Genomic DNA, 24,340 nt, shown 5'->3' on the forward strand with positions numbered 1-24,340 from the left:
TTATCAAATTTTTATCAATTTAGTTAAAATAGAAAGACAAAACCTACAATATTAATCTATTTTTTATCGAAACAATATTTTAACTTACAGAAATTTACCTTTAATTAACAAGTTAAAACTTTCTTTTTAGGTGAATTTGAGATAATTTATGTCTAAAATTGCTTTTGAAAATCTATTTTCTTCAATAATTTTACCTAAAAATAATATTGAGTTTAAAATAAAATGATCATTTTAATTTTTACAATTGCATAAAAAACCGAAGCTGCAAACTTCGGTTTTTATTAGAATATCTAAACTTTATCTTGTTACACCTTGACTAGCAATCCAGTCTGAGTATTTTTTTGCATTTTTTGTATGATCTGCATAATTTGAAGCAAATTCATGATAACCAAAACGATCAACACTTGCACAGAAATATATGTAATCATTTTTCTCTGGATTTAAAACTGCTTCCAGTGCAGTAATATCAGCCATTGCAATTGGTCCCGGAGGAAGTCCGATATTTATATAAGTATTGTATGGAGATTTCATAACTAAATCATTATAGAAAACTCTTTTTATAACCTGATCAAAATTATTATCTCTTAATTTTAAAGCATAGATCACAGTAGGATCTGCCTGTAATGGCATTTCTAAACGCAGACGGTTTAGATAAACTCCTGCAATTCGAGGTCTTTCATCTTTTTTAACTGATTCTTTATGAACAATTGATGCTAAAATAGAAACCTGAACTGGAGTTAAACCTTGTTTTTTTGCTTGTTCGATTCTTTCAGGAGTCCAAAATTTATGGTATTCTTTGATCATTTTATCGCGGAACTTTTCTGCAGATGTATTCCAATACACTTCATAAGTATTAGGGATAAACATAGCAAAAACATTTTCTTCGTTAAATCCGTTGTCTGATAAAAATTTAGGATCTCTAAAAGCTTTCAATAAAGATAAACTGTCGGCTTCTATTTCAGAGCCTACTCTGCCTGCAAAATTTTCTAAACGCTCCTGATTGTTAAACGCTAATTTAACCGGAACATTAGAACGCATTGCACGAACTAAATCAATGTTGTTCATGTCTTTTTTAAGAAGAAAACGACCTGATTTTACATTTTCAGGATAACTTCTTTTATTGGCAACTAATTCAAAATTGTCAAAATTCTTGATATAAGGTTCTAATATTTTTTTTACGTCACTGTAATTTGATCCAGTTGGAACATGAACGTAAACTTCTTTTTCTTCAAATTTTGTGTTGGCACTAAAAATTTGGCTGATTAAAATAAAACCGTAAATCAGAAGAACAGAAATTACGGCTACAGCAGTTATCGTGATAATTTTCTTTAATTTCAAAGCGATTGGTTTAAATGTTTTTATTGATTAACTGAAAAATTGCTTCATCATGGTATTGGTTATCGAGCAAAATCCAGTCTTTTTTAATTCCTATTTTCTCGAAACCAAATTTAGTAAAAAGAGCTATACTTGCTTCATTTTTTGTACTAATATTTGCATAAAGCTGATGCAGATTTAAATTAAAAAAAGAATATTTAATTAAAAGCTCTAATGCCTCAGAACCAATATTTTGCCTTCTGTTTTCATCTTTTTGAATCACAATACCGATTCCTGCCCTGTTATTCCTCGGATCAAATTCAAACAAATCAATTAATCCAATGGCAGGAAAATGCCGGTCTTGACAAATTGCCAGACGCAGTTGTTTTGCTTCATAAATATCCTGTTGTGCATTTTCAAGATACTGACGAATTAAAAAACGGCTGTAAGGTGTATTGGTATTGCTGACTTCCCAAATGCTCTGGTCATTTTCCATTCCATACACAAATTCCAAATCTTCCGGTTCCAGTGCGCGAAGATAAATAGTATCGCCTTTGAGTGTGATCATTCTCTTGTTTTAGATTTTAGAGTGTTGATTTTAGAATTTATCTTCGACTCACTCGGATTGACATCATTAATTAGATTTCTATAGTTCCTTTGAAAACAAATTTAGCAGGACCTGTCAAAAAGACGTTTGTAAAATGATCTCCTAATTTATCAAAAGAAACTACAAGTTTTCCTCCTTCAACATTTAAATTAATCGAAGTTTTATCAGTCTGTCCAATTGCATTCATGGCAATTGCAACTGCTGTTGCTCCGGTTCCGCAGGCTAAAGTTTCGTCTTCAACACCTCTTTCGTAAGTACGAAGTGAAAAAGTGCCGTCATCTACTTTTTTTACAAAATTAATGTTGCTTCCTTTTTCTCCGTATAGTTCTCCGTAACGAATTGCAGCACCGTTTTCTTTTACATTATAATGTTCTAAATCATCTACAATTTGTACATGATGCGGTGATCCTGTATTTAAAAAAGTATAAGAATCATTTTTTTGTACTTCATCAACATCGATCATTTGCAATGAAACAATTGAATCATCACCAACAGATGCATGGTGCAATCCGTCAGTGGCAATAAATGTCGTTTTGTCATTAATAACTCCTAATTGATTTGCAAAAGCTACAAGGCAGCGTCCGCCATTTCCGCACATCGAACTTTGGTTTCCATCTGAATTATAGTATACCATTCTAAAATCGGTTTCAGAATCATTTTCTAACAAAATAAGTCCATCAGCTCCAATTCCGAAACGTCTGTCGCACAAGCGTTCAATTAGTTTTACATCTTCTTTTGGGAAGAAATTAGATCTGTTATCGATCATTACAAAATCGTTGCCTGTACCTTGATATTTATAAAATTCTACTTGCATTTTTTAGTTGTTAAGAAGTACAAAAGTACGAAGAAACTCCGAAGATTAATTAACGAAATGTTAATCATTGTTAAAGAGCGTTAAACCGTTTTATGAAATAATTTTTTGGTATAATTTTACGTTATAAATGTTAAAAACAAATACCTAAAATAACTTAAAAACATAAACTGTAATATGAAAAAATTTTCAACCTTATTTTTAGTTTCACTACTAAGCGGTGCTACTACCCTTGGTGCTTACAAGTTATTATTTGACAGCAGTGATTCTTTTTTTGGAAAAGGAAATTCTGTTGTTACCCTTGCTCCTAATTCATACGGAAGAACGGTTGGTTTACCTGGCGAAGCTGTTGATTTTACCGAAGCGGCAGACAAAACAATTCATACGGTTGTTCACGTGAAAAATGTTTCCCGAAGAACTGTCAGCAACCCAATGATGGAATTTTTCTACGGATACGGCGGACAGCAGCAACAAGAACAGGTAGGAACCGGATCTGGTGTTATTATTTCTGAAGATGGATATATTGTAACAAATAATCATGTTATTAAAGATGCCACCGAAATTGAAATAACACTAAATAACAAGAAATCTTATAAAGCAAAATTAGTCGGCACCGATTCTAAAATGGATATCGCATTATTAAAAATCAATGCTGATGAGAAATTACCTTATACTGCTTTTGCCAATTCTGATTCTGTAAAAATTGGTGAATGGGTTTTAGCAGTTGGAAATCCGTATAATTTAACGTCGACTGTTACTGCCGGAATTGTTTCGGCGAAAGCCAGAAATTTAGACCAAAGCGGTATTCAGTCTTTTATTCAAACTGACGCTGCTGTAAATCCTGGAAACTCTGGAGGTGCATTAGTAAACACAAGAGGAGAATTAATTGGTATTAATACTATGATTTCGTCTATGACAGGATCGTATGTTGGGTACTCATTTGCAGTTCCTTCAAACATTGCCAGAAAAATTATTGAGGACATTATGGAATATGGAAATGTTCAAAGAGGTATTCTAGGTGTTGAAGGAGGCGAATTAAACAGTACGGCTTCAAAAGAATTAGGAATTACTGAGACTCAAGGTTTCTACATTAACAAAGTTTCTAAAAATTCCGGAGCCGAAAAAGCGGGATTGACAAAAGGTGATATTATTGTAAAATTAGATGAGCAAAACATTTCGACTTTTGCTGATTTATCTGGTTACATTAATACAAAACGTCCGAATGATGTCGTAAAAGTAACTTACATTAAAGATGGAAAAACTAAAACTGTTCCAGTTACTTTAAGCAAAAACGAATTCTTTAGTACTGAATTTAAAGGTATTGAATTAGAAAACATTGATGCTGCAGATAAAAAGAAATTCAGAATTGATTATGGTGTAAAGATCAAAAACATCACAAATGAGAATTTAATGCAGTATCAAAATGAATTACAAGGAAATATCATCTTGAGCATAGATAACGTAAAAGCTACAAATGTTGAAACTGTTTCTAAATTATTAAACAAAAAAGATGAAGGACAAAGTATTCGTATCGAAATGATCAATAAAAACGGAGAAATATTTAGAATTATTATTTAAGTCGCAGTTTGCAGTCTCAGTATTCAGTTCTTTGAAATTGTAAACTTTGACTGTGACTGAAAACTTTTAAAAGCCATCTTAAGAAATTAAGGTGGCTTTTTGTTTTATAAAATAAATGCTAAAATAGTTTACGAAATCGATTGAAATAGATACTTTTGCGCCAAATTATAAAATAAGTGAGTGTTTTATTATTTCAATTTAATCAATTATGAGCAAAAAAACTTTATACCAAAAAGAGGTATCATTACAGGTCGACCGAAGAAGAGCTGGTGTCGAATTAATCAAAGTGATAAGTGATTTATGGTATGACAAGTCCATCGAAATGGTTTTATTTAAAAATCAATTATTGGATAAAAATGTCAGCGACATTATCAATCTTCATCAATATGCCGGTGAATTTGTAGGCAAACCTATTACGATTTTCGATTCGGTCGAAATAGCAAAAGTTGTTTTATCATTAGATCTTCCGCCTGCTAAAATAGATCTGGGTAAATTAACTTATGAATATCGACTTGAAGATGAAAAATATCCAGACGCAAGATATTTTGTTATCGAAAAATTAAAAAAGTCAAAATCTTCAAAAGAAATTCAACCTAAAGATGTTGTTCTCTACGGTTTTGGAAGAATAGGCCGTTTATTAGCACGAGAATTAATGTCTAAAACCGGAAAAGGAAACCAATTGCGTCTGAGAGCAATTGTTACCCGAGATAAAAACGACGCAACAAGTTTAGAAAAACGAGCTTCTTTATTGCGTTATGATTCTATACATGGTGATTTTCAAGGTTCTGTAACTGCTGATTCTAAAAACAATGCTTTAATAATAAATGGAACAACAGTTCATGTTATTACTGCAAATTCTCCAGAAGAAATCGATTATACTGAATACGGAATCAATGATGCATTAGTAATCGATAATACTGGAGCTTTTACAACCCAAGAAGCATTAAAAAGACATTTGAAATCTAATGGAGTAAATAAAGTTTTATTAACAGCACCAGGAAAGGGAGTTCCAAATATTGTTCATGGTGTAAATCATAACGAATACGATCCAGATGAAAATGATATTTTTTCTGCCGCTTCCTGTACAACAAATGCTATTACACCTGTTTTAAAAGTTATTGAGGAAACTTTAGGAGTTGTAAAAGGGCATTTAGAAACGATTCACGCTTATACAAACGATCAAAATCTGGTCGATAATATGCATAGAAAATACCGTCGCGGAAGAGCTGCTGCCTTAAACATGGTTATTACTGAAACAGGCGCAGGAAGTGCTGTCGCCAAAGCTTTACCGTCTTTAGAAGGAAAATTAACTTCTAATGCTATCAGAGTTCCCGTACCCAATGGTTCTTTAGTGGTTTTAAATTTAGAGGTTAAAAAAGCAACATCAATTGCTGGTATCAACAAAATCATGAAAAAATATGCTCTTGAAGGAGAACTGGTAGAGCAGATAAAATATTCATTGAATAATGAATTAGTTTCATCTGATATTGTTGGAACTTCGGCTCCATCTATTTATGACAGCAATGCCAGTATTGTTTCAAAAGATGGAAAAAATATTGTACTTTATATTTGGTACGACAATGAATATGGTTACAGTCATCAAGTTATTCGTTTAGCAAAATATATTGCTAAAGTAAGACGTTATACTTATTATTAATTCACAACCAAACTAACTTTTTTCTAAAACCATCAGGATATCCTGGTGGTTTTTCTTTTCTTTAAATAGGAAGCACTGTTGTACTCTTTACTTCTGAAATGACAAAAACGGTATTTATTAAAGAAACCTCAGGCAGAACCGATAATTTTTTTTGATGAAAATAATGGTAACTTTCCATGTCAGGAATTATAATTTTCAGCATATAATCGAAATTTCCTGAAACATAATTACATTCTACAACTTCAGGAAGATTCAAAATCGACTGATTAAAGCCTTCTGATGTATCATAAGTTTGTTTTGTCAGCGTAACCTGGCAATAAACTGTCAAATTATTTCCAAGTTTTTTCTTGTCTAAAAGTGTCACATATTTTTCGATAATACCATCTTTTTCAAGGCGTTTCACTCGATCATGAACTGGTGTTAAAGACAAATTTATTTTGTTTGCAATGTCTTTTAAAGTGTAATGTGCATCTTCCTGTAAAAGACGTAAGATTTTTTTGTCAATTTCATCTAAAGCCATAACGAAAACGTTTTATTAAAATTAGTATGATTTAGTCTTTTTTTCTTTTTAAAGAATAAAATTCACCTTTAAACAGAATATTTTTCTGTAAAATTAAAAAATAAAATAATATTTTCTTATTTATTATACGTTAAACCATAATTTATTCTCTATCTGTAGATTTGTAAAACAATTTCAATAAAAACAAAAAAATATAACAAAATGATAATAGGTGTTCCTAAAGAAATAAAAAATAACGAAAACAGAGTTGCCTTAACTCCTGCAGGTGTTTCTGAAATGAAAAAACATGGACATACAGTTTATGTTCAATCTACTGCTGGTTTAGGAAGTGGTTTTGCTGATGCAGAATATGCTGAAGCTGGTGCAGTTGTTTTACCAACTATTGAAGAAGTTTATTCTATTGCAGAGATGATCATTAAAGTAAAAGAGCCAATTGCTTCTGAATATCCATTGATCAAAAAAGATCAATTATTATTCACATACTTCCACTTTGCTTCTTCAGAAGAATTAACGCATGCAATGTTAGAAAAAGGAGCTGTTTGTTTAGCTTACGAAACTGTAGAAAAAACAGACAGAAGTTTACCATTATTAGTTCCAATGTCTGAAGTTGCCGGTCGTATGGCAATTCAACAAGGAGCAAAATACCTTGAAAAACCATTAAAAGGAAGAGGAATTCTTTTAGGAGGTGTTCCTGGTGTTCCGCCTGCAAAAGTATTAGTTCTAGGTGGAGGAATCGTAGGAACTCAAGCTGCAAAAATGGCTGCTGGTTTAGGTGCGCAAGTTACTATTATGGATTTAAGTTTACCACGTTTACGTCAATTAGATGACATTATGCCTGCGAACGTAAATACAGAAATGTCTAACCACTATAATATCACAAGAGCAATTAAAGATGCTGACTTAATTGTTGGAGCTGTTTTAATTCCGGGAGCAAAAGCACCTCACTTAATTACTCGCGATATGCTTAAATTAATGCGTCCAGGAACTGTTGTTGTTGACGTTGCTGTAGATCAAGGTGGATGTATTGAAACTTGTACTCCTACAACTCACGAAAACCCAACTTTCATTATCGATGATATCGTTCACTACTGTGTAGCTAATATGCCGGGAGCTGTTCCTTACACTTCTACATTAGCTTTAACAAACGCAACTTTACCATATGCTGTTCAATTAGCAAACAAAGGGTGGGAAAAAGCATGTGCTGAAAATGAAGAATTGAAAAAAGGATTAAACGTAGCTAATGGAAAAATCCTTTACAAAGGAGTTGCAGAAGCTTGGAACTTACCTTTTAACGAAGAAATAGTATTAGCAAACGCATAGTGCTAATACTTAAATAAGTGCTTACTAAGTCACTATTACAAAGGCTTTTCTTAATTGAAAAGCCTTTTTTTATGGCATAAAAAAAACCTGCCATCAAGACAGGTTTTTCATTATAGTATACTTTTTTATTTCTTATTATCTAAAACTTCAGTCATAACTTTTGCTTCAGTTCCATTTGGGAAAGTAACTTTAATCTTTTGTGCTATCGTTGGAGCAATTTCCGTAATGGCTTTTTTATCGTAAGACTCTCCTTTCTTAATATTCCAACCGTAGAAAATAGCTGGAACATGTGTATCATAGCTGTAAATTGTTCCGTGTGAGGTTCCTGTTGGAGTATATTCTATCATACCTGGTTTATCTACAATAACTAAATCACCATTTTGTGTAACATCGTAACCTTTTGCAACAAAATTAAGAGCATAATCATTTCCTGCATTAGCTAAAACATCCTCTTCTGTGTACACTTTTTTAACTTGTGGCTGCGTAATTAAAAACTCTTTAAAAGCCTGTTTTACTTTTGAAAGTTCTAATCCTTTCTCTTTAATAATTTGTTTATTGAAGAAAACATTAAAATTTGAATAATTTTGAATTAAATCCACTCCAAAAGTTTTTGTAGAAAAATCCTGAAGAGTTTTCTTAACTTCTTTTGAAGGATAATTATCCACATTATACTTATGATCTTTTAAATAAATTACATTTTCTGCACCTGCGTGATCTGCTGTTAAGAAAAGCAAATAATTTCCTTTACCAACCGTTTTATCAAGATAAGCTAAAAAGTCAGCAATTGTCTGATCTAATCTCAAATAGGTATCTTGAAGTTCCATTGATCTTGGTCCAAGCAAATGGCCAACGTAATCTGTAGAAGAGAAACTAACAGTAAGGAAGTCTGTAATATTATCTTTTCCTAATTCCTCCTTCTCGATTGCTCTTTTAGCAAATTCAGCCAGCAAATCATTCCCAAAAGGGGTGGCACGGATAACTCCGGCATCATTTTTCTCATACATTGATTTTAAATCATATGGAAAAACTGGTGCAGTACTTCCATATAATTTTCCTTCATATGGATTATTATCTGGAAGACTTTCATTGTAAACCGAAGCAGGTTTGTACAAATCCCATCCTTTATTAATATATTTTAAGTAGTTTTTTTCATTATTGAACTCAGTAACCCAGTCAGGCAGTTTATCACCATAAAAAGTACTAGAAATAAATGAACCTGTTTTACTGTACCAAAATGCCCAATTAGCAAAATGACCAGCCGGTAATATAGCTCCACGATCTTTTAAGCTCATTCCAATCACTTTTCCATTAAAATTGGTAGCCATTCTAACTTCATCTGTAATCGTTGTACTTTGAAGATTTTTAGGAGACATTGCACCTTCTTCCGCAGTACCGTCTCCTACAGTTTTAACTCCTGCATCATCGGTACAATACATTTCTTTTCCAAGAGTTCTGCTGAACCATTCATTACCAACAATTCCATGAGTAGCTGGTGTTGTACCAGTATAAATTGAAGCATGTCCAGGAGCAGTGTAAGTTGGCATGTAATTGTAATGCATATTCTGGAAAGTAAATCCATCATTCATTAATCTCTTAAAGCCGTTTGGAGAAAAATCATCAGAAAATCGATATAAATATTCCATTTTCATTTGATCGACAACTATACCCACAACCAATTTAGGACGTTGTTGTGCACTCAAACTTGTGATAACAAAAAGTGCCAACAGTAAAATACTTTTCTTCATGTTTAATAAAATAATTTAAACACAAAAATACTCATTCAAGTTCTAAAATTCTAAAGTATCTATACCTAAGACAGACAATTGACTATAATTTAACAAAAATTGAACGCTACATCTTCCTAAACATAAATTATCAGAAGATTTTAAAACTTTATAATAGAAATAATTTGGTTTTATTTCCCTTCTGGTGAGCTATATTAAAAACCTTTTCTGTGGTTTCAGCCACAGGAAATCCTCTTATATATTATGATTAAATTCGAGCAGTATTTAAAAAGGTTTACAACCGGCAAAGATTTTGGTTTTTAACAAAAACAAAAAATCCCCATCAAATAAATGATGAGGATTCTTAAAAGAAAGGCGACGACATACTCTCCCACAAAACTGCAGTACCATCTGCGCAGGCGGGCTTAACTTCTCTGTTCGGGATGGGAAGAGGTGAGCCCCGCCGCAATAACCACCTTAAGGTTTTTAGTAATTAGTGCATAGTAATTAGTGCTTAGACTCTTTACTATTTACTTTTAACTAGTTACTGCTCTTGCGTCGAGCAAATATTTTAACATACTGAGATAAAGAAAAGTAAGTTTTTGTTTTAGAAAGTTTCCTCCCGAGCCTTTCGGCCCGGGAAAAGGGTGTACATAAGCTTACGGATTATTAGTACTACTCGACTATGACATTACTGCCTTTACATCTATAGCCTATCAACGTGGTCATCTTCCACGATCCTTAAAAGAAATCTCATCTTGTGGTGGGTTTCGCGCTTATATGCTTTCAGCGCTTATCCCTTCCCAACGTAGCTACTCTGCGGTGCCCCTGGCGGGACAACAGATACACTAGAGGTTAGTCCAATTCGGTCCTCTCGTACTAGAATCAGATCCACTCAAATTTCTAACGCCCGCAGTAGATAGAGACCGAACTGTCTCACGACGTTCTGAACCCAGCTCGCGTGCCACTTTAATGGGCGAACAGCCCAACCCTTGGGACCTTCTCCAGCCCCAGGATGTGACGAGCCGACATCGAGGTGCCAAACCCCCCCGTCGATATGAGCTCTTGGGGGAGATCAGCCTGTTATCCCCGGCGTACCTTTTATCCTTTGAGCGATGGCCCTTCCATGCGGAACCACCGGATCACTATGCTCTACTTTCGTACCTGATCGACCTGTATGTCTCTCAGTCAAGCTCCCTTATGCCATTGCACTCTACGCACGGTTACCAAGCGTACTGAGGGAACCTTTAGAAGCCTCCGTTACTCTTTTGGAGGCGACCACCCCAGTCAAACTACCCACCAAGCACTGTCCCCCGCAGCACGGGGTTAGGCCTCAGATAAACAAAGGGTTGTATTTCAACAATGACTCCACAACGCCTGGCGACGCCGCTTCATAGTCTCCAACCTATCCTACACATCATTTATCCAAGGTCAATACTAAGCTATAGTAAAGGTGCACAGGGTCTTTTCGTCCCACTGCGGGTAAACGGCATCTTCACCGTTACTACAATTTCACCGAGCTCATGGCTGAGACAGTGTCCAGATCGTTACACCATTCGTGCAGGTCGGAACTTACCCGACAAGGAATTTCGCTACCTTAGGACCGTTATAGTTACGGCCGCCGTTTACTGGGGCTTCAATTCAATGCTTCTCCGAAGATAACATCTCCTCTTAACCTTCCAGCACCGGGCAGGTGTCAGGCCCTATACTTCATCTTACGATTTTGCAGAGCCCTGTGTTTTTGATAAACAGTCGCCTGGACCTCTTCACTGCGGCCCTGATTGCTCAGGGCGACCTTTCTCCCGAAGTTACAGGTCTATTTTGCCTAATTCCTTAGCCATGAATCTCTCGAGCACCTTAGGATTCTCTCCTCAACTACCTGTGTCGGTTTACGGTACTGGTACTAATTACCTGAAGTTTAGAGGTTTTTCTTGGAAGCCCTTAGGCGCACTATCTCTTTGTCCGAAGACTCCGAGTACTATCGTATTTCACCAGTTCCTGCGCATTTTACTACAGGACCTATAGCTAGGTACTTCAACGAACTATTCCGTCAGTTCGCGGCGCTTTCATCACTCCGTCACCCCATCACAGTAATTAGTAGTACGGGAATATTAACCCGTTGGCCATCGACTGTCCCTTTCGGGTTCGCCTTAGGACCAGACTAACCCACAGCTGATTAGCATAGCTGTGGAAACCTTAGTTTTTCGGTGTGCGGGTTTCTCGCCCGCATTATCGTTACTTATGCCTACATTTTCTTTTCTAACCAGTCCAGCCCTCCTTACGAAAAACCTTCAACCCTGTTAGAATGCTCCCCTACCACTTGCAATTACTTGCAAATCCATAGCTTCGGTAATATGCTTATGCCCGATTATTATCCATGCTCGTCCGCTCGACTAGTGAGCTGTTACGCACTCTTTAAATGAATGGCTGCTTCCAAGCCAACATCCTAGCTGTCTGGGCAGACAAACCTCGTTCTTTCAACTTAGCATATATTTGGGGACCTTAGCTGATGGTCTGGGTTCTTTCCCTCTCGGACTTGGACCTTAGCACCCAAGCCCTCACTGTTAGTGAACATTATACAGCATTCGGAGTTTGTCAGGAATTGGTAGGCGGTGAAGCCCCCGCATCCAATCAGTAGCTCTACCTCTGTATAACTTTATAACCAACGCTGCACCTAAATGCATTTCGGGGAGTACGAGCTATTTCCGAGTTTGATTGGCCTTTCACCCCTACCCACAGGTCATCCGAAGACTTTTCAACGTCAACCGGTTCGGTCCTCCACTGTGTGTTACCACAGCTTCAACCTGCCCATGGGTAGATCACACGGTTTCGCGTCTAACACTACTGACTAAAGCGCCCTATTCAGACTCGCTTTCGCTGCGGATCCATACCTGAAGTACTTATCCTTGCCAGCAGCGTTAACTCGTAGGCTCATTATGCAAAAGGCACGCCGTCACCCCACGAAAGGGCTCCGACCGCTTGTAAGCGTATGGTTTCAGGATCTATTTCACTCCGTTATTCACGGTTCTTTTCACCTTTCCCTCACGGTACTGGTTCACTATCGGTCTCTCAGGAGTATTTAGCCTTAGCGGATGGTCCCGCCGAATTCAGACAGGGTTTCACGTGCCCCGCCCTACTCAGGATACCACTATCTATTACATTTATTACCCATACGGGGCTATCACCCTCTATGGCGTCACTTTCCAGTAACTTCCGGTTCTGCATGCATAAAATGTCGTGGTCCTACAACCCCAGCACTGCCGTAACAGCACTGGTTTGGGCTAATCCGCGTTCGCTCGCCACTACTTACGGAATCACTTTTGTTTTCTTCTCCTCCGCCTACTTAGATGTTTCAGTTCAGCGGGTTTGCCCACCTATCGGTGTGCTATATCTTCAATATAGCGGGTTGCCCCATTCGGATACCTGCGGATCAATCTGTGTGTGCCAGTCCCCGCAGCTTTTCGCAGCTTATCACGTCCTTCATCGCCTCTGAGAGCCTAGGCATTCCCCATACGCCCTTATTTTGCTTATTGTACCAATCTTGTTACTTAAAACAAGACCGTTTTTTTTTGTTTTTGTTAGTTATAACAAAAACGCTTTCTACTTTCTTATTATTTTCTTATCTCAATATGTCAATGAACTTTAACAATTAATAATTATCAATTGATAATTGCCAATTATTTTGTGGAGAATAACGGAGTCGAACCGTTGACCTCCTGCGTGCAAGGCAGGCGCTCTAGCCAGCTGAGCTAATCCCCCAATCTAATTATGAATTGTGAATTATGAATTAGGAATTATTTGTAATCCGTAATCTTTCAACTCTAGAATTTCCTTCTTTTTAAGCTTTTCAGTCTTTTTAATTAGCAATTAACAATTATTAATTGTCAATTCTTAAAAAGTAGTCCCGGGCAGACTCGAACTGCCGACCCCTACATTATCAGTGTAGTACTCTAACCAGCTGAGCTACGAGACTCTGTTTTACTTAATTTTTATCATTTTTTTTAAATTAACAGCAAGAGTAATACAATCTAAAATTCAAAACCTTTAAATTTCATCTTTTTTCCCAAGCGTGCATTACTGCTAACACCCAGGCTCTAGAAAGGAGGTGTTCCAGCCGCACCTTCCGGTACGGCTACCTTGTTACGACTTAGCCCTAGTTACCAGTTTTACCCTAGGCAGCTCCTTGCGGTCACCGACTTCAGGCACCCCCAGCTTCCATGGCTTGACGGGCGGTGTGTACAAGGCCCGGGAACGTATTCACCGGATCATGGCTGATATCCGATTACTAGCGATTCCAGCTTCACGGAGTCGAGTTGCAGACTCCGATCCGAACTGTGACCGGCTTTATAGATTCGCTCCTGGTCACCCAGTGGCTGCTCTCTGTACCGGCCATTGTAGCACGTGTGTAGCCCAAGGCGTAAGGGCCGTGATGATTTGACGTCATCCCCACCTTCCTCACAGTTTGCACTGGCAGTCTTGTTAGAGTTCCCGACACTACTCGCTGGCAACTAACAACAGGGGTTGCGCTCGTTATAGGACTTAACCTGACACCTCACGGCACGAGCTGACGACAACCATGCAGCACCTTGTAAACTGTCTTGCGAAAGATCTGTTTCCAAATCGGTCAGTCTGCATTTAAGCCTTGGTAAGGTTCCTCGCGTATCATCGAATTAAACCACATGCTCCACCGCTTGTGCGGGCCCCCGTCAATTCCTTTGAGTTTCAAACTTGCGTTCGTACTCCCCAGGTGGGATACTTATCACTTTCGCTTAGCCACTGAACTTGCGCCCAACAGCTAGTATCCATCGTTTACGGCGTGGACTACCAGGGTATCTAATCCTGTTCGCTCCCCACGCTTTCGTCCATCAGCGTCAATAAACTGGTAGTAACCTGCCTTCGCAATTGGTATTCCATGTAATATCTAAGCATTTCACCGCTACACTACATATTCTAGTTACTTCCCAGTAATTCAAGTTCAGCAGTATCAATGGCCGTTCCACCGTTGAGCGATGGGCTTTCACCACTGACTTACTAAACCGCCTACGGACCCTTTAAACCCAATGATTCCGGATAACGCTTGGATCCTCCGTATTACCGCGGCTGCTGGCACGGAGTTAGCCGATCCTTATTCTTACGATACCGTCAAGTCCCGACACGTCGGGATGTTTCTTCTCGTACAAAAGCAGTTTACAATCCATAGGACCGTCATCCTGCACGCGGCATGGCTGGTTCAGACTTGCGTCCATTGACCAATATTCCTCACTGCTGCCTCCCGTAGGAGTCTGGTCCGTGTCTCAGTACCAGTGTGGGGGATCTCCCTCTCAGGACCCCTACCCATCGTAGCCTTGGTAAGCCGTTACCTTACCAACCAGCTAATGGGACGCATGCTCATCTTTCACCGTTGTGACTTTAATTATAAAGTGATGCCACTCCATAATACTATGAGGTATTAATCCAAATTTCTCTGGGCTATCCCTCTGTGAAAGGCAGATTGCATACGCGTTACGCACCCGTGCGCCGGTCTCTAGCACCGAAGTGCTATACCCCTCGACTTGCATGTGTTAAGCCTGCCGCTAGCGTTCATCCTGAGCCAGGATCAAACTCTTCATCGTATATTTTAATATTATATCTCGACAAATATCTATCGGTTCATTTCGAATCTTTCGATTCTATTACTCTTATTTCTTTTGTTCTAACATCTCTGTTAAAACGGCTGTCAATTCAATATGTCTACGAACGTAATTTCTTTGTCTTTCGCTTATCTCTCAAAGCGGGTGCAAAACTAAAACTTCTTTTTGTTTCTCGCAAGAAAAATTTAAAAAATTTGAAACTTTTTTTTTCGTCTCTGTTTTTCATCTTTTCCTGCCAGTCTCTCAATGAACTTTCCGTGTTTTGCGGGGTGCAAATGTAAAAAGCATTTTCAAATCCCACAAGCTTTTTCGAATCTTTTTTTTGAAAATTTCTTCTCTTTTAATTCGTATTGCCTGTCAGTATTTCTGTGAACGTTTTTCGCTGTTGCGGGTGCAAAAGTACCACCTTTATTTACATTTACAAGCCTTTTCCTTATATAATTTCAATCTTTTTTGAAACTTTTTCTTAACTAACTCATAACAGCCTCTTTACATCTTAAACTTTTTTGAATAGCTGTGAGGTTTTTCTTGGTTTAACTGTGGATTTCGTATTTTACACGGGTTCGGGTTTGCCGATTTTACGGAGTTTTCAGCTTTTCCATCTCTTTTTATATGATTCTTGATCCTTTTAATGGCGCCTTTCCATCTAAAAGCTTCTTTCGGAAACCGATGCCCTAGCCCCGATAGAAGCGGAAATCCTTTTTGTGGCGGGGTTCGCCACAAAAAGATTGAAGCGGATAGCGGGATTTAGCTCCTAAAAATCATAATACCATACTTATATATGTATACACAAAAAAACAAACCCGACAGGTTTTCAAAAACTATAAAGCTAAAACTAGAATTACCCTTATATATAGTAGAGCAAAAACTATACTTATATATAATAGAGTAAACTTGTACATATATATTGTATGTATTTTTGTAATCATGTATATTTGCATTCACAAAATTATAAACAATGATCAAGATTACTTTACCCGATGGGTCAATTAGAGAGTTCGCTCAAGGCGTAACTCCAATGGAGGTCGCTAAAAACATTAGCGAAGGTTTTGCAAGAAATGTTATTTCTGCATCTTTTAATGGTACAACTATTGAAACCGAAACTCCATTGACGACCGACGGTAATCTTATTTTATATACTTGGAATGATGCTGAAGGTAAAAAAGCTTTCTGGCATTCGACTTCGCACGTAATGGCGCAAGCTCTTGAGGAATTGTACCCTGGAATTAAATTAACTCTTGGGCCTGCAATTGCTAATGGTTTCTATTATGATGTAGATTTTGAAGATCAGAAAATTTCTGAAGGTGATTTCAAAAAAATTGAAGACCGTATTCTTGAAATTGCAAGAGGGAAGTTTGATTTTAAAATGCGCCCTGTAACTAAAGCGGAAGCGCTGGAAATGTACAAAGACAATGTTTACAAGACTGAATTGATTTCAAATCTTGAAGACGGAACTATTACATTCTGCGACCACTCGACTTTTACTGATTTATGCCGCGGTGGACATATTCCAAACACTGGAATCATTAAGGCTGTAAAAATCATGAGTGTTGCTGGTGCTTACTGGAGAGGTGATGAGAAAAACAAACAATTGACTCGTGTTTACGGAACTTCTTTCCCTAAACAGAAAGATCTGACTGAATATCTTGAACTTCTTGAGGAAGCAAAACGTCGTGATCACCGTAAACTTGGAAAAGAGCTTGAATTATTTGCTTTCTCTCAAAAAGTGGGACAAGGTTTACCATTATGGCTGCCTAAAGGTGCTGCTTTAAGAGAACGTTTGGAGCAATTTTTAAAGAAAGCACAAAAGAAAGCTGGATACGAGCAAGTAGTTAGTCCGCATATTGGTCAAAAGGAACTTTATGTTACTTCTGGTCACTACGCTAAATATGGAGCTGATAGTTTTCAACCGATTCACACACCAGCTGAAGGAGAAGAGTTTTTATTGAAACCAATGAACTGTCCTCACCACTGTGAGATTTACAATGTAAGACCTTGGTCTTATAAAGATTTACCTAAACGCTACGCTGAATTTGGTACTGTATATAGATATGAGCAATCTGGAGAATTACATGGTTTAACTCGCGTTAGAGGGTTTACTCAAGATGATGCGCATATTTTCTGTACTCCAGAGCAATTAGATGAAGAGTTCAAAAAAGTAATCGACCTTGTATTGTATGTATTTGGTTCATTAGGTTTTGAAAACTTTACTGCTCAGATTTCATTAAGAGATCAAGAAGATAGAGAAAAATATATTGGTACTGATGAGAACTGGGAAAAGGCAGAAAATGCTATCATCAATGCCGCAAAAGACAAAGGCCTTAATACTGTTGTAGAATATGGTGAAGCTGCATTTTATGGTCCGAAACTAGATTTCATGGTAAAAGATGCATTGGGAAGACAATGGCAATTAGGAACAATTCAGGTAGATTACAACTTACCTGAGCGTTTTGATTTGACTTACAAAGGCGCTGATAATGAATTACATCGCCCTGTTATGATTCACAGAGCTCCTTTTGGATCTATGGAACGTTTTATAGCAATTTTGCTAGAGCATACGGCAGGAAATTTCCCACTTTGGCTAATGCCTGAACAAGCTATTATCTTGTCTTTGAGCGAGAAATACGAAAATTATGCTAAAAAAGTTTTAGATTTGCTAGAAAATCACGAAATTCGCGCCCTAATTGACAACCGAAATGAAACTATCGGTAAGAAAATTAGAGATGCAGAGATGCAGAAAATTCCATTTATGCTTATCGTTGGTGAGGAAGAAGAGAAAAACGGAACGATTTCTATTCGTCGTCACGGACAAGAAGGGAAAGGTAATATCACAGTTTCTATCGAAGAATTTGCTTCGATTGTAGACGAAGAAATAAAAAAGACATTAAAAGTATTTACAGTTTAACTTAAATTAGAAAGTCATAGCAATAAAAAGTAACAGAGGTTTTCAACCTCGAGTAGAAAAAAAAGATGCGCACAGAATAAACAATCTTATTCGTGTTCCTGAAGTACGTCTTGTAGGTGAAAACATTGAACCTGGGGTTTTTAAAATCGCTGACGCGTTACGTTTAGCTGACCAATTTGAATTGGATTTAGTTGAAATTTCGCCAAACGCTGAACCGCCGGTTTGTAAAATCATGGATTACAAGAAATTTGTTTACGAACAAAAGAAGCGTGATAAGGCATTAAAAGCTAAATCATCTCAAGTTGTAGTAAAAGAAATTCGTTTTGGTCCTCAAACAGATGAACATGATTATGAATTTAAAAGAAAAAATGCTGAGAAGTTCCTAAAAGAAGGAGCTAAATTAAAAGCATTCGTTTTCTTTAAAGGTCGTTCTATCATCTATAAAGATCAAGGACAAATTTTATTATTACGTCTTGCTACTGATTTAGAAGAATATGGTAAAGTTGAAGCTATGCCGGTTCTAGAAGGAAAGAGAATGATTATGTTCATTGCTCCGAAGAAGAAAAAATAAAACAGTTTGCAGTCACAGTTTTCAGTTTTCGCACTGTAAACTGAAAACCGAGACTGACAACTAAAAAAATAAGTAAGTAAGAATAAATTAAAACACTAGGAAAAATGCCTAAAATGAAAACTAAATCTAGCGCTAAGAAACGTTTTAAAGTTACTGGCTCTGGAAAGATTAAAAGAAAGCATGCTTTTAAAAGTCACATCTTGACTAAAAAATCTAAAAAACGTAAATTAGCTTTGACACACTCAGCGCTAGTTCACAAAACTGATGAGAAAAGCATCAAACAACAATTAAGAATTATCTAATTATAAGTCAAAAGTTAGAAAGTCATAAAGTTTAAAAGTCAGTATCTGACTTTAGACATTTGACTTTAAGACATTAGGCTGAAGATTTTCTTTAGGTTAAAAAATTATTTATATAACCTTGGAGTATGGCTTTCAAGTTCCTTTGATTCAATTCAGGACGCCTGCTACAAAAACACATTAAAATTATGCCAAGATCGGTAAATTCAGTTGCTAAAAGAGCAAGAAGAAAAAAAATAATGAAGCAAGCCAAAGGTTTCTTTGGAAGACGTAAAAACGTTTGGACAGTTGCTAAGAACGCGGTAGAGAAAGCAATGAGCTACGCTTACCGTGACAGAAAACAGAATAAAAGAAACTTCCGTTCATTATGGATTCAACGTATTAACGCTGGAGCTAGATTAGAAGGAATGTCTTATTCTCAATTCATGGGGAAAGTTAAAGCTAACGGAATCGAATTGAACCGTAAAGTTCTTGCAGATTTAGCTATGAACCACCCAGAAGCTTTCAAAGCAATACTTAATAAAGTAAAATAAACGTTTTATAAACTCAATTTAGATTACTTACTTATCATAAAGAAACCATTCGTTAATTCGAATGGTTTTTTGTTTTTATAATAATCTGTTTTACCTTTAAACTTCTTAAAAACAATTATTAAATGCTCACTCCTCTTTTTGATCATATACAGAAATTTATAACACTAGAACCTTCAGAAATTGATATTTTAGAATCATGTCTGGGTGCCACTAAAGTCAAAAAGAAAGAGCACTTATTACAGGAAGGACAAGTTTGCAATACCTTATATTTTATGTTAAAGGGCTGTATGCGCCAGTACATCATAAATTCTAAAGGAAGCGAGCAGACACTGCAGTTTGCAATTGAAAACTGGTGGATTACTGATTATTTGAGTTATCATAACCACATATCATCCAGTTTTTACCTGCAGGCCGTTGAAAATTCGGAAGTGATAGCTATTGATAAAACTGTTTTTGAAACACTCTTAATTGAAATTCCGAATCTGGAGAGGTATTTCAGAATCGTTACTCAAAAAAGTTTTGGCGCTATGCAAATGCGAATTAAGTACTTATTTACAATGTCAGCCGAAGAAAGGTATCATCATTTTAATGATCATTTTCCTGAATTTGTACAGCGTGTTCCACAATATATGCTTGCCTCCTATTTAGATTTTTCTGCTGAATTTATGAGTAAAATAAGAGCCGGTAAAGTCTGATTTGAATTTCTTGAAGTAGTTCAAGTTTTTGAAAGCATACATTATTGACCTTTGTAATGAACTTTTAAAACATATAAAAATGAAATCAAGAATCCTTATCCCAAACGTTGCTCCAGAAGCTTATAATGCTTTATTAAACCTGGAAAAATATATCTCATCTACTTCATTAACTCCTGTACACAAGGAATTAATTAAAATACGTGCTTCTCAAATAAATGGCTGTGCTTATTGCATAAATATGCACACTGCTGATGCAAGAAAATATGGAATTTCTGAACAGAGAATATACTTAACAAGTGCCTGGCGTGAAGCTGATGTTTATACGGAAGAAGAGAAAGCAATCTTAGCTTTAACAGAACAAGTAACTTTAATCAGCAATCATGTTTCTGATGAAGTTTATCAAGATGCAGCTCGTTTATTTGATGAAAAATATCTTGCCGAAATTATTCTGGCAATCATTACAATTAACTCTTGGAACAGATTAGCTATTACAACAGGTTTGAGAGCCGTATAATTGCTTTATAAGTATAAATTTACAACATTAGAAAACTTTAACAACCCTCCTCTGTGAGGGGTTGTTTGTATATAGCTGTAAATGAACATTAGTAAAATTAGAAAATTAACGATTTTGCAAAAACAGGTATTTATACTCTTTCACAGGAATTCAGATTTTTTATTTTTGGCACATGATGTTAAGAAATGTCCATTTTTACTGCTTTCAAGCTATTATTTTAGTTCTTTTTTCATGCCAAAAAAAGGAACCTAAATTTGATGCTTCTAACAATGAAAAGCCAAAAATTGCCGCCTTTGTAAAAAAAGCAGAGTTTTTTATTGATAAGAAAAAAACTGATAGTGCCTTCTATTATTATAATGAAGCAAAATCAATCTGCGATCCGTTAACATATCCTGACACATATGTTGTCACCCTAAATTCTATGGCCGTTATACAGCAGAATCAAAATGATTTTGTTGGCAGTAAAATTACACTAAAAGAAGCTCTGCCTTTTTTAACACTCATAACTAATTCTAAACATATTTGGGATACTTATTCAGTTTTAGGGGTTAATTACTTAAACACATATCAATTCAGAAAAGCTGAGAAATATTTCAAAAAAGCTTTAGAACTAAATATTGATGAGTTTACAAATATTGAATCACAAAAAAATATAGCCGAAGTTTTTATAGCCGAAAACAAACATCAAGAAGCAATACAGATTTTATTATTACTTATAGATAAAAAGGAAGTAAAAGATAACCAAAAAACTCATGCCGAGATACTCGACAGAATTGGATATTGTTATTACTTATCAGGCAATTCTGCAGCATATGCTTTTTTAAATGATGCATTACAAATACGAGCACAGCTAAAAGATCCTCTTGAAATTGCCAAAAGCAATTACAACTTAGCTCTTTTTTATAAAAACAAAAATCCTCTTTTGGCAAAAAAATATATGAAAACAAGTTATGAGAAATATATTTTGGCTAAGAATGTTGATGGGAGGCTTTCTGCACTTAAACTCATAATGAACAACAGTCAGAATACAGAACTCAAACAGCATTCAATTAAATATATAGATTTAGTGGACAGCATATATGAAGTGCGCCAAAAAGCGAAAAACTTATTTGCTAAAATCAAGTATAACTCTAAGAAAGAAAAAGAAGAAAATCTGATACTTAAAACCAATAAAGCAGAAAATGAACTGCAATTAGAAAAACAAAAAATAAGAAATATCATTCTATATCTTATTATTCTGCTAAGCCTAAGTTTGATTTTAGTATTGTATTTCTTTTTAACTTCTAAAGCAAACAAAGATAAAATAGAGGCCAGTTATAAGATTGAAACAAAAATCGCAAAGAAATTACATGATGAATTAGCAAATGATATCTATCATACGATGGCTTTTGCTGAGCATAAAAATCTTTCGCTTGCAGAAAATAAACAGCAGTTATTAAACAGTCTTGATGCTATTTACTCCAGAACAAAAGACATTTCTAAAGAGAATAATTATAAAATAACAGATGAAAACTATGTTTCTCATCTAAAGAAAATGATTTCAAGTTTTAACACGCCTTTTATTAATATTATCATAAATGGCTTAGATTCTATTTTCTGGGAAGATATTGATCAAAATAAAAAGAAGACGATTTATAGAATACTACAAGAATTACTTGTAAACATGAAGAAACACAGTAATGCATCTGTAGTGGGAATCAATTTTAAAACAGCCAAAAAGGATATTATAATTCATTATTATGATAATGGAAAGGGTGTAGACAATCAAGATATTATTTTTAAAAACGGCTTACATAATATCGAAAATCAAATTCTCCATTTTAAAGGAGAAATGCAAATAGATTCGGCAGCAGGTAAAGGATTTAAATTAACTTTTAAGTTTTCTCGATAAATGAGTAACAAAAGTTTTTTTATTAATCATTCCATGAAGTCTTTGTATATAGGCTTAATCCTTATCTCATTTATTGGAGCGGTTTTTTTTATAAATCCCAATGAGAAGACAGTTGAGAAAAAAAGGAAAAAGAAATATCAAGCAATAGAACTTGATAGACTTATAGAGAAAGCTGATAAATATTATGATGAAGAAAAATTAGACAGCTCTTATTATTTTTATAATAAGGTTTTGCCACTGTATGATCCAGATATTGATTATACAAAGTATGTTTATACACTGTCTTCGATGGCTGAAATACAAACGCTTATTGGTAATTTTATTGAAAGTGAAGAATTATTGACAAAAACCCTTCCTTATTTAAGTAAAATTAAAGAGCCTATTTATGCCCGAAATGTTTACAGTAATATGGGAATAAATTATTATAATACTTATGATTTTGAGAATTCCCTTTTTTACCATACAAAAGCATTAAAATTACCTGGCACACCCTATAAAAAAGCAATTGTTTTAAACGATATAGCTCATGTATATATGGGACAAAACCGTTACGATATTGCCGCTGAAATACTAGAAATGCTGACTGCAAGAAAAATAGTTTATAAAAGAGAACCTCTGCTAAGTGATTATTTTTATGCTTCCATGCAGAACAGTCTTGGAGTCTGTTATTTTAATTTAAAAAAACCTAAAGCATTAGATCTTTATCTTAAAAGTCTGGCAACCAATTTACAGGGAAGTAATAAGTTCATATTGCTTAATAATTATAAATCTCTTTCTGATTATTACTTGGAAAATAATCCAGAGCTTGCTTTACAGTACGCAAAAAAATCCTATGAAACAGCAAGGGATGTAAATGCCAACAGTGCCAAAATGGAATTACTTGCTTATTTAATAAAACTTAGTAAAGGATCAGAGTTAAAAAAATATACTATAGATTATATAAAACTAACTGACAGTGTAATTAATTCTAGAAAATCGGCTAGAAATCAATTTACAAACATCAAATATTACTCAAAAATAAATAAAGACGAGAATTTACACCTTAAAGCAGAAAAAGCAGAAAACGAACTTAAACTTCAACAGCATAAAACCAGCAATATAATTTCGGGGGTAATAATAATTTTTATTTTAATATTGTCCATCGTACTTAGTTTTTACTTATCAATAAAAGGGAGGAAACAAAAAAACAATGCCATACAAGAAAGTGAAACCCGGATTTCTAACAAATTACGCAATGAACTTTTAAATGAAGTTCAGAATGTTTTAACGTATGCAAAAAATAATGATTTAGAAGCTGCTGATAATAAAAATCAATTATTAGAAAGTCTCGAAAAAATCTATTCTCAAACCAGAAATATCTCAAAGGAAAACAGCGATATTATAACTGATAAAAGATACAGTTTGATATTGAAAAATATGATAGCTGCTTTTAAAACAACAGATACAAATGTTTTTACAAATGGCCTTGCTGATATTAACTGGATTAAAATTGATAAAAATAAAAAAATAATTATTTACAGAGTCATTCAGGAACTACTTGTAAACATGAAAAAACACAGCAACGCAACGCTTGCCGGAGTTAATTTTAAAGACAACAAAAAAAATATTCTTATAAATTATACAGATAATGGTAAAGGTGTTAACATCAACCAAGTATCTAAAAGTGGTCTTCAAATAATAGAGAATCGTATTTTAAATGTAAAAGGTGAAATTCAATTTGAATCAAATCCCGACAACGGATTTAAAATATCAATTAAAATTCCTTTTTAAT

Annotated in this window: 16 protein-coding genes, 2 tRNA genes and 3 rRNA genes; 11 read left to right on the forward strand and 10 right to left on the reverse strand. The window is 35.3% G+C overall.

The window, feature by feature from the left end; genetic code table 11:
- Nucleotides 1-297: 297 nt before the first annotated feature.
- The 3 genes from mltG to dapF form a co-directional block, all read right to left on the reverse strand.
- Nucleotides 298-1,338 (reverse strand): endolytic transglycosylase MltG, encoded by a 1,041-nt coding sequence (gene mltG / locus PQ462_RS19075; RefSeq protein ID WP_274251194.1) that lies wholly within the window; start codon nucleotides 1,336-1,338, stop codon nucleotides 298-300.
- Nucleotides 1,339-1,348: 10 nt separating this feature from the next.
- A complete protein-coding gene (locus PQ462_RS19080) occupies nucleotides 1,349-1,882 on the reverse strand; it encodes a GNAT family N-acetyltransferase (protein ID WP_274251195.1) in 534 nt (177 codons plus the stop codon).
- Nucleotides 1,883-1,952: 70 nt separating this feature from the next.
- On the reverse strand, nucleotides 1,953-2,735 hold the full coding sequence (gene dapF, locus PQ462_RS19085; protein ID WP_121360305.1) for a diaminopimelate epimerase: 783 nt from the start codon (nucleotides 2,733-2,735) through the stop codon (nucleotides 1,953-1,955).
- 174 nt (nucleotides 2,736-2,909) lie between these two features.
- On the opposite strand from dapF, the gene PQ462_RS19090 reads away from it, so the two are divergent.
- Together PQ462_RS19090 and PQ462_RS19095 are read left to right on the forward strand one after the other, a co-directional pair.
- Entirely contained in the window at nucleotides 2,910-4,310 is a 1,401-nt protein-coding gene (locus tag PQ462_RS19090) for a trypsin-like peptidase domain-containing protein (protein WP_149206387.1), read from the forward strand.
- Between the two features lie 208 nt (nucleotides 4,311-4,518).
- A complete protein-coding gene (locus tag PQ462_RS19095) occupies nucleotides 4,519-5,967 on the forward strand; it encodes a glyceraldehyde-3-phosphate dehydrogenase (protein ID WP_274251196.1) in 1,449 nt (482 codons plus the stop codon).
- Nucleotides 5,968-6,028: 61 nt separating this feature from the next.
- Here the strand turns inward: PQ462_RS19095 and PQ462_RS19100 are convergent, their stop codons facing one another.
- The gene (locus PQ462_RS19100) at nucleotides 6,029-6,487 is read right to left on the reverse strand and encodes an Lrp/AsnC family transcriptional regulator (protein ID WP_274251197.1); all 459 of its coding nucleotides are present in this window, start codon (nucleotides 6,485-6,487) and stop codon (nucleotides 6,029-6,031) included.
- Nucleotides 6,488-6,688: 201 nt separating this feature from the next.
- Between PQ462_RS19100 and ald the strand changes: the two genes are divergently transcribed.
- On the forward strand, nucleotides 6,689-7,807 hold the full coding sequence (gene ald / locus PQ462_RS19105) for an alanine dehydrogenase (RefSeq protein WP_274251198.1): 1,119 nt from the start codon (nucleotides 6,689-6,691) through the stop codon (nucleotides 7,805-7,807).
- Between the two features lie 125 nt (nucleotides 7,808-7,932).
- Here the strand turns inward: ald and pafA are convergent, their stop codons facing one another.
- From pafA to PQ462_RS19135, 6 genes are all read right to left on the reverse strand, one after another.
- Nucleotides 7,933-9,552 (reverse strand): alkaline phosphatase PafA, encoded by a 1,620-nt coding sequence (gene pafA, locus PQ462_RS19110; RefSeq protein WP_274251199.1) that lies wholly within the window; start codon nucleotides 9,550-9,552, stop codon nucleotides 7,933-7,935.
- A gap of 349 nt (nucleotides 9,553-9,901) precedes the next feature.
- Nucleotides 9,902-10,011 (reverse strand): 5S ribosomal RNA (gene rrf / locus PQ462_RS19115).
- A gap of 169 nt (nucleotides 10,012-10,180) precedes the next feature.
- A 23S ribosomal RNA gene (locus PQ462_RS19120) occupies nucleotides 10,181-13,064 on the reverse strand.
- Nucleotides 13,065-13,216: 152 nt separating this feature from the next.
- A tRNA-Ala gene (locus tag PQ462_RS19125) sits at nucleotides 13,217-13,290 on the reverse strand.
- Nucleotides 13,291-13,430: 140 nt separating this feature from the next.
- Nucleotides 13,431-13,504 (reverse strand) — tRNA-Ile (locus tag PQ462_RS19130).
- Between the two features lie 125 nt (nucleotides 13,505-13,629).
- Nucleotides 13,630-15,143, reverse strand: a 16S ribosomal RNA gene (locus PQ462_RS19135).
- Together the 16S, 23S and 5S rRNA genes with 2 tRNA genes alongside form the textbook arrangement of a ribosomal RNA operon.
- Before the next feature lie 976 nt (nucleotides 15,144-16,119).
- Between PQ462_RS19135 and thrS the strand changes: the two genes are divergently transcribed.
- The 8 genes from thrS to PQ462_RS19175 all read left to right on the forward strand — a co-directional run bounded on the left by thrS (nucleotide 16,120) and on the right by PQ462_RS19175 (nucleotide 24,339).
- Complete coding sequence (thrS, locus tag PQ462_RS19140) at nucleotides 16,120-18,066, forward strand: threonine--tRNA ligase (RefSeq protein ID WP_274251200.1); 1,947 nt, start codon at nucleotides 16,120-16,122, stop codon at nucleotides 18,064-18,066.
- A 16-nt stretch (nucleotides 18,067-18,082) separates the two neighbouring features.
- Nucleotides 18,083-18,637: a translation initiation factor IF-3 gene (gene infC / locus PQ462_RS19145; protein ID WP_373921656.1), complete on the forward strand. Its 555-nt coding sequence runs from the start codon at nucleotides 18,083-18,085 to the stop codon at nucleotides 18,635-18,637.
- Between the two features lie 104 nt (nucleotides 18,638-18,741).
- Nucleotides 18,742-18,939: a 50S ribosomal protein L35 gene (rpmI, locus tag PQ462_RS19150; RefSeq protein WP_011921545.1), complete on the forward strand. Its 198-nt coding sequence runs from the start codon at nucleotides 18,742-18,744 to the stop codon at nucleotides 18,937-18,939.
- Nucleotides 18,940-19,124: 185 nt separating this feature from the next.
- Nucleotides 19,125-19,469 (forward strand): 50S ribosomal protein L20, encoded by a 345-nt coding sequence (rplT, locus tag PQ462_RS19155; protein WP_008464948.1) that lies wholly within the window; start codon nucleotides 19,125-19,127, stop codon nucleotides 19,467-19,469.
- A gap of 122 nt (nucleotides 19,470-19,591) precedes the next feature.
- Nucleotides 19,592-20,164 carry a Crp/Fnr family transcriptional regulator gene (locus tag PQ462_RS19160; protein ID WP_274251202.1) on the forward strand — a complete coding sequence of 191 codons (573 nt, stop codon included), beginning with the start codon at nucleotides 19,592-19,594 and terminating at the stop codon, nucleotides 20,162-20,164.
- Between the two features lie 79 nt (nucleotides 20,165-20,243).
- Complete coding sequence (locus tag PQ462_RS19165) at nucleotides 20,244-20,678, forward strand: carboxymuconolactone decarboxylase family protein (RefSeq protein WP_274251203.1); 435 nt, start codon at nucleotides 20,244-20,246, stop codon at nucleotides 20,676-20,678.
- Between the two features lie 172 nt (nucleotides 20,679-20,850).
- Entirely contained in the window at nucleotides 20,851-22,569 is a 1,719-nt protein-coding gene (locus tag PQ462_RS19170) for a tetratricopeptide repeat-containing sensor histidine kinase (protein WP_274251204.1), read from the forward strand.
- Complete coding sequence (locus PQ462_RS19175) at nucleotides 22,570-24,339, forward strand: tetratricopeptide repeat-containing sensor histidine kinase (RefSeq protein WP_274251205.1); 1,770 nt, start codon at nucleotides 22,570-22,572, stop codon at nucleotides 24,337-24,339.
- Nucleotide 24,340 lies beyond the last annotated feature (1 nt).

This window comes from Flavobacterium sp. KACC 22758 (genome assembly GCF_028736135.1).
GTDB lineage: Bacteria > Bacteroidota > Bacteroidia > Flavobacteriales > Flavobacteriaceae > Flavobacterium > Flavobacterium johnsoniae.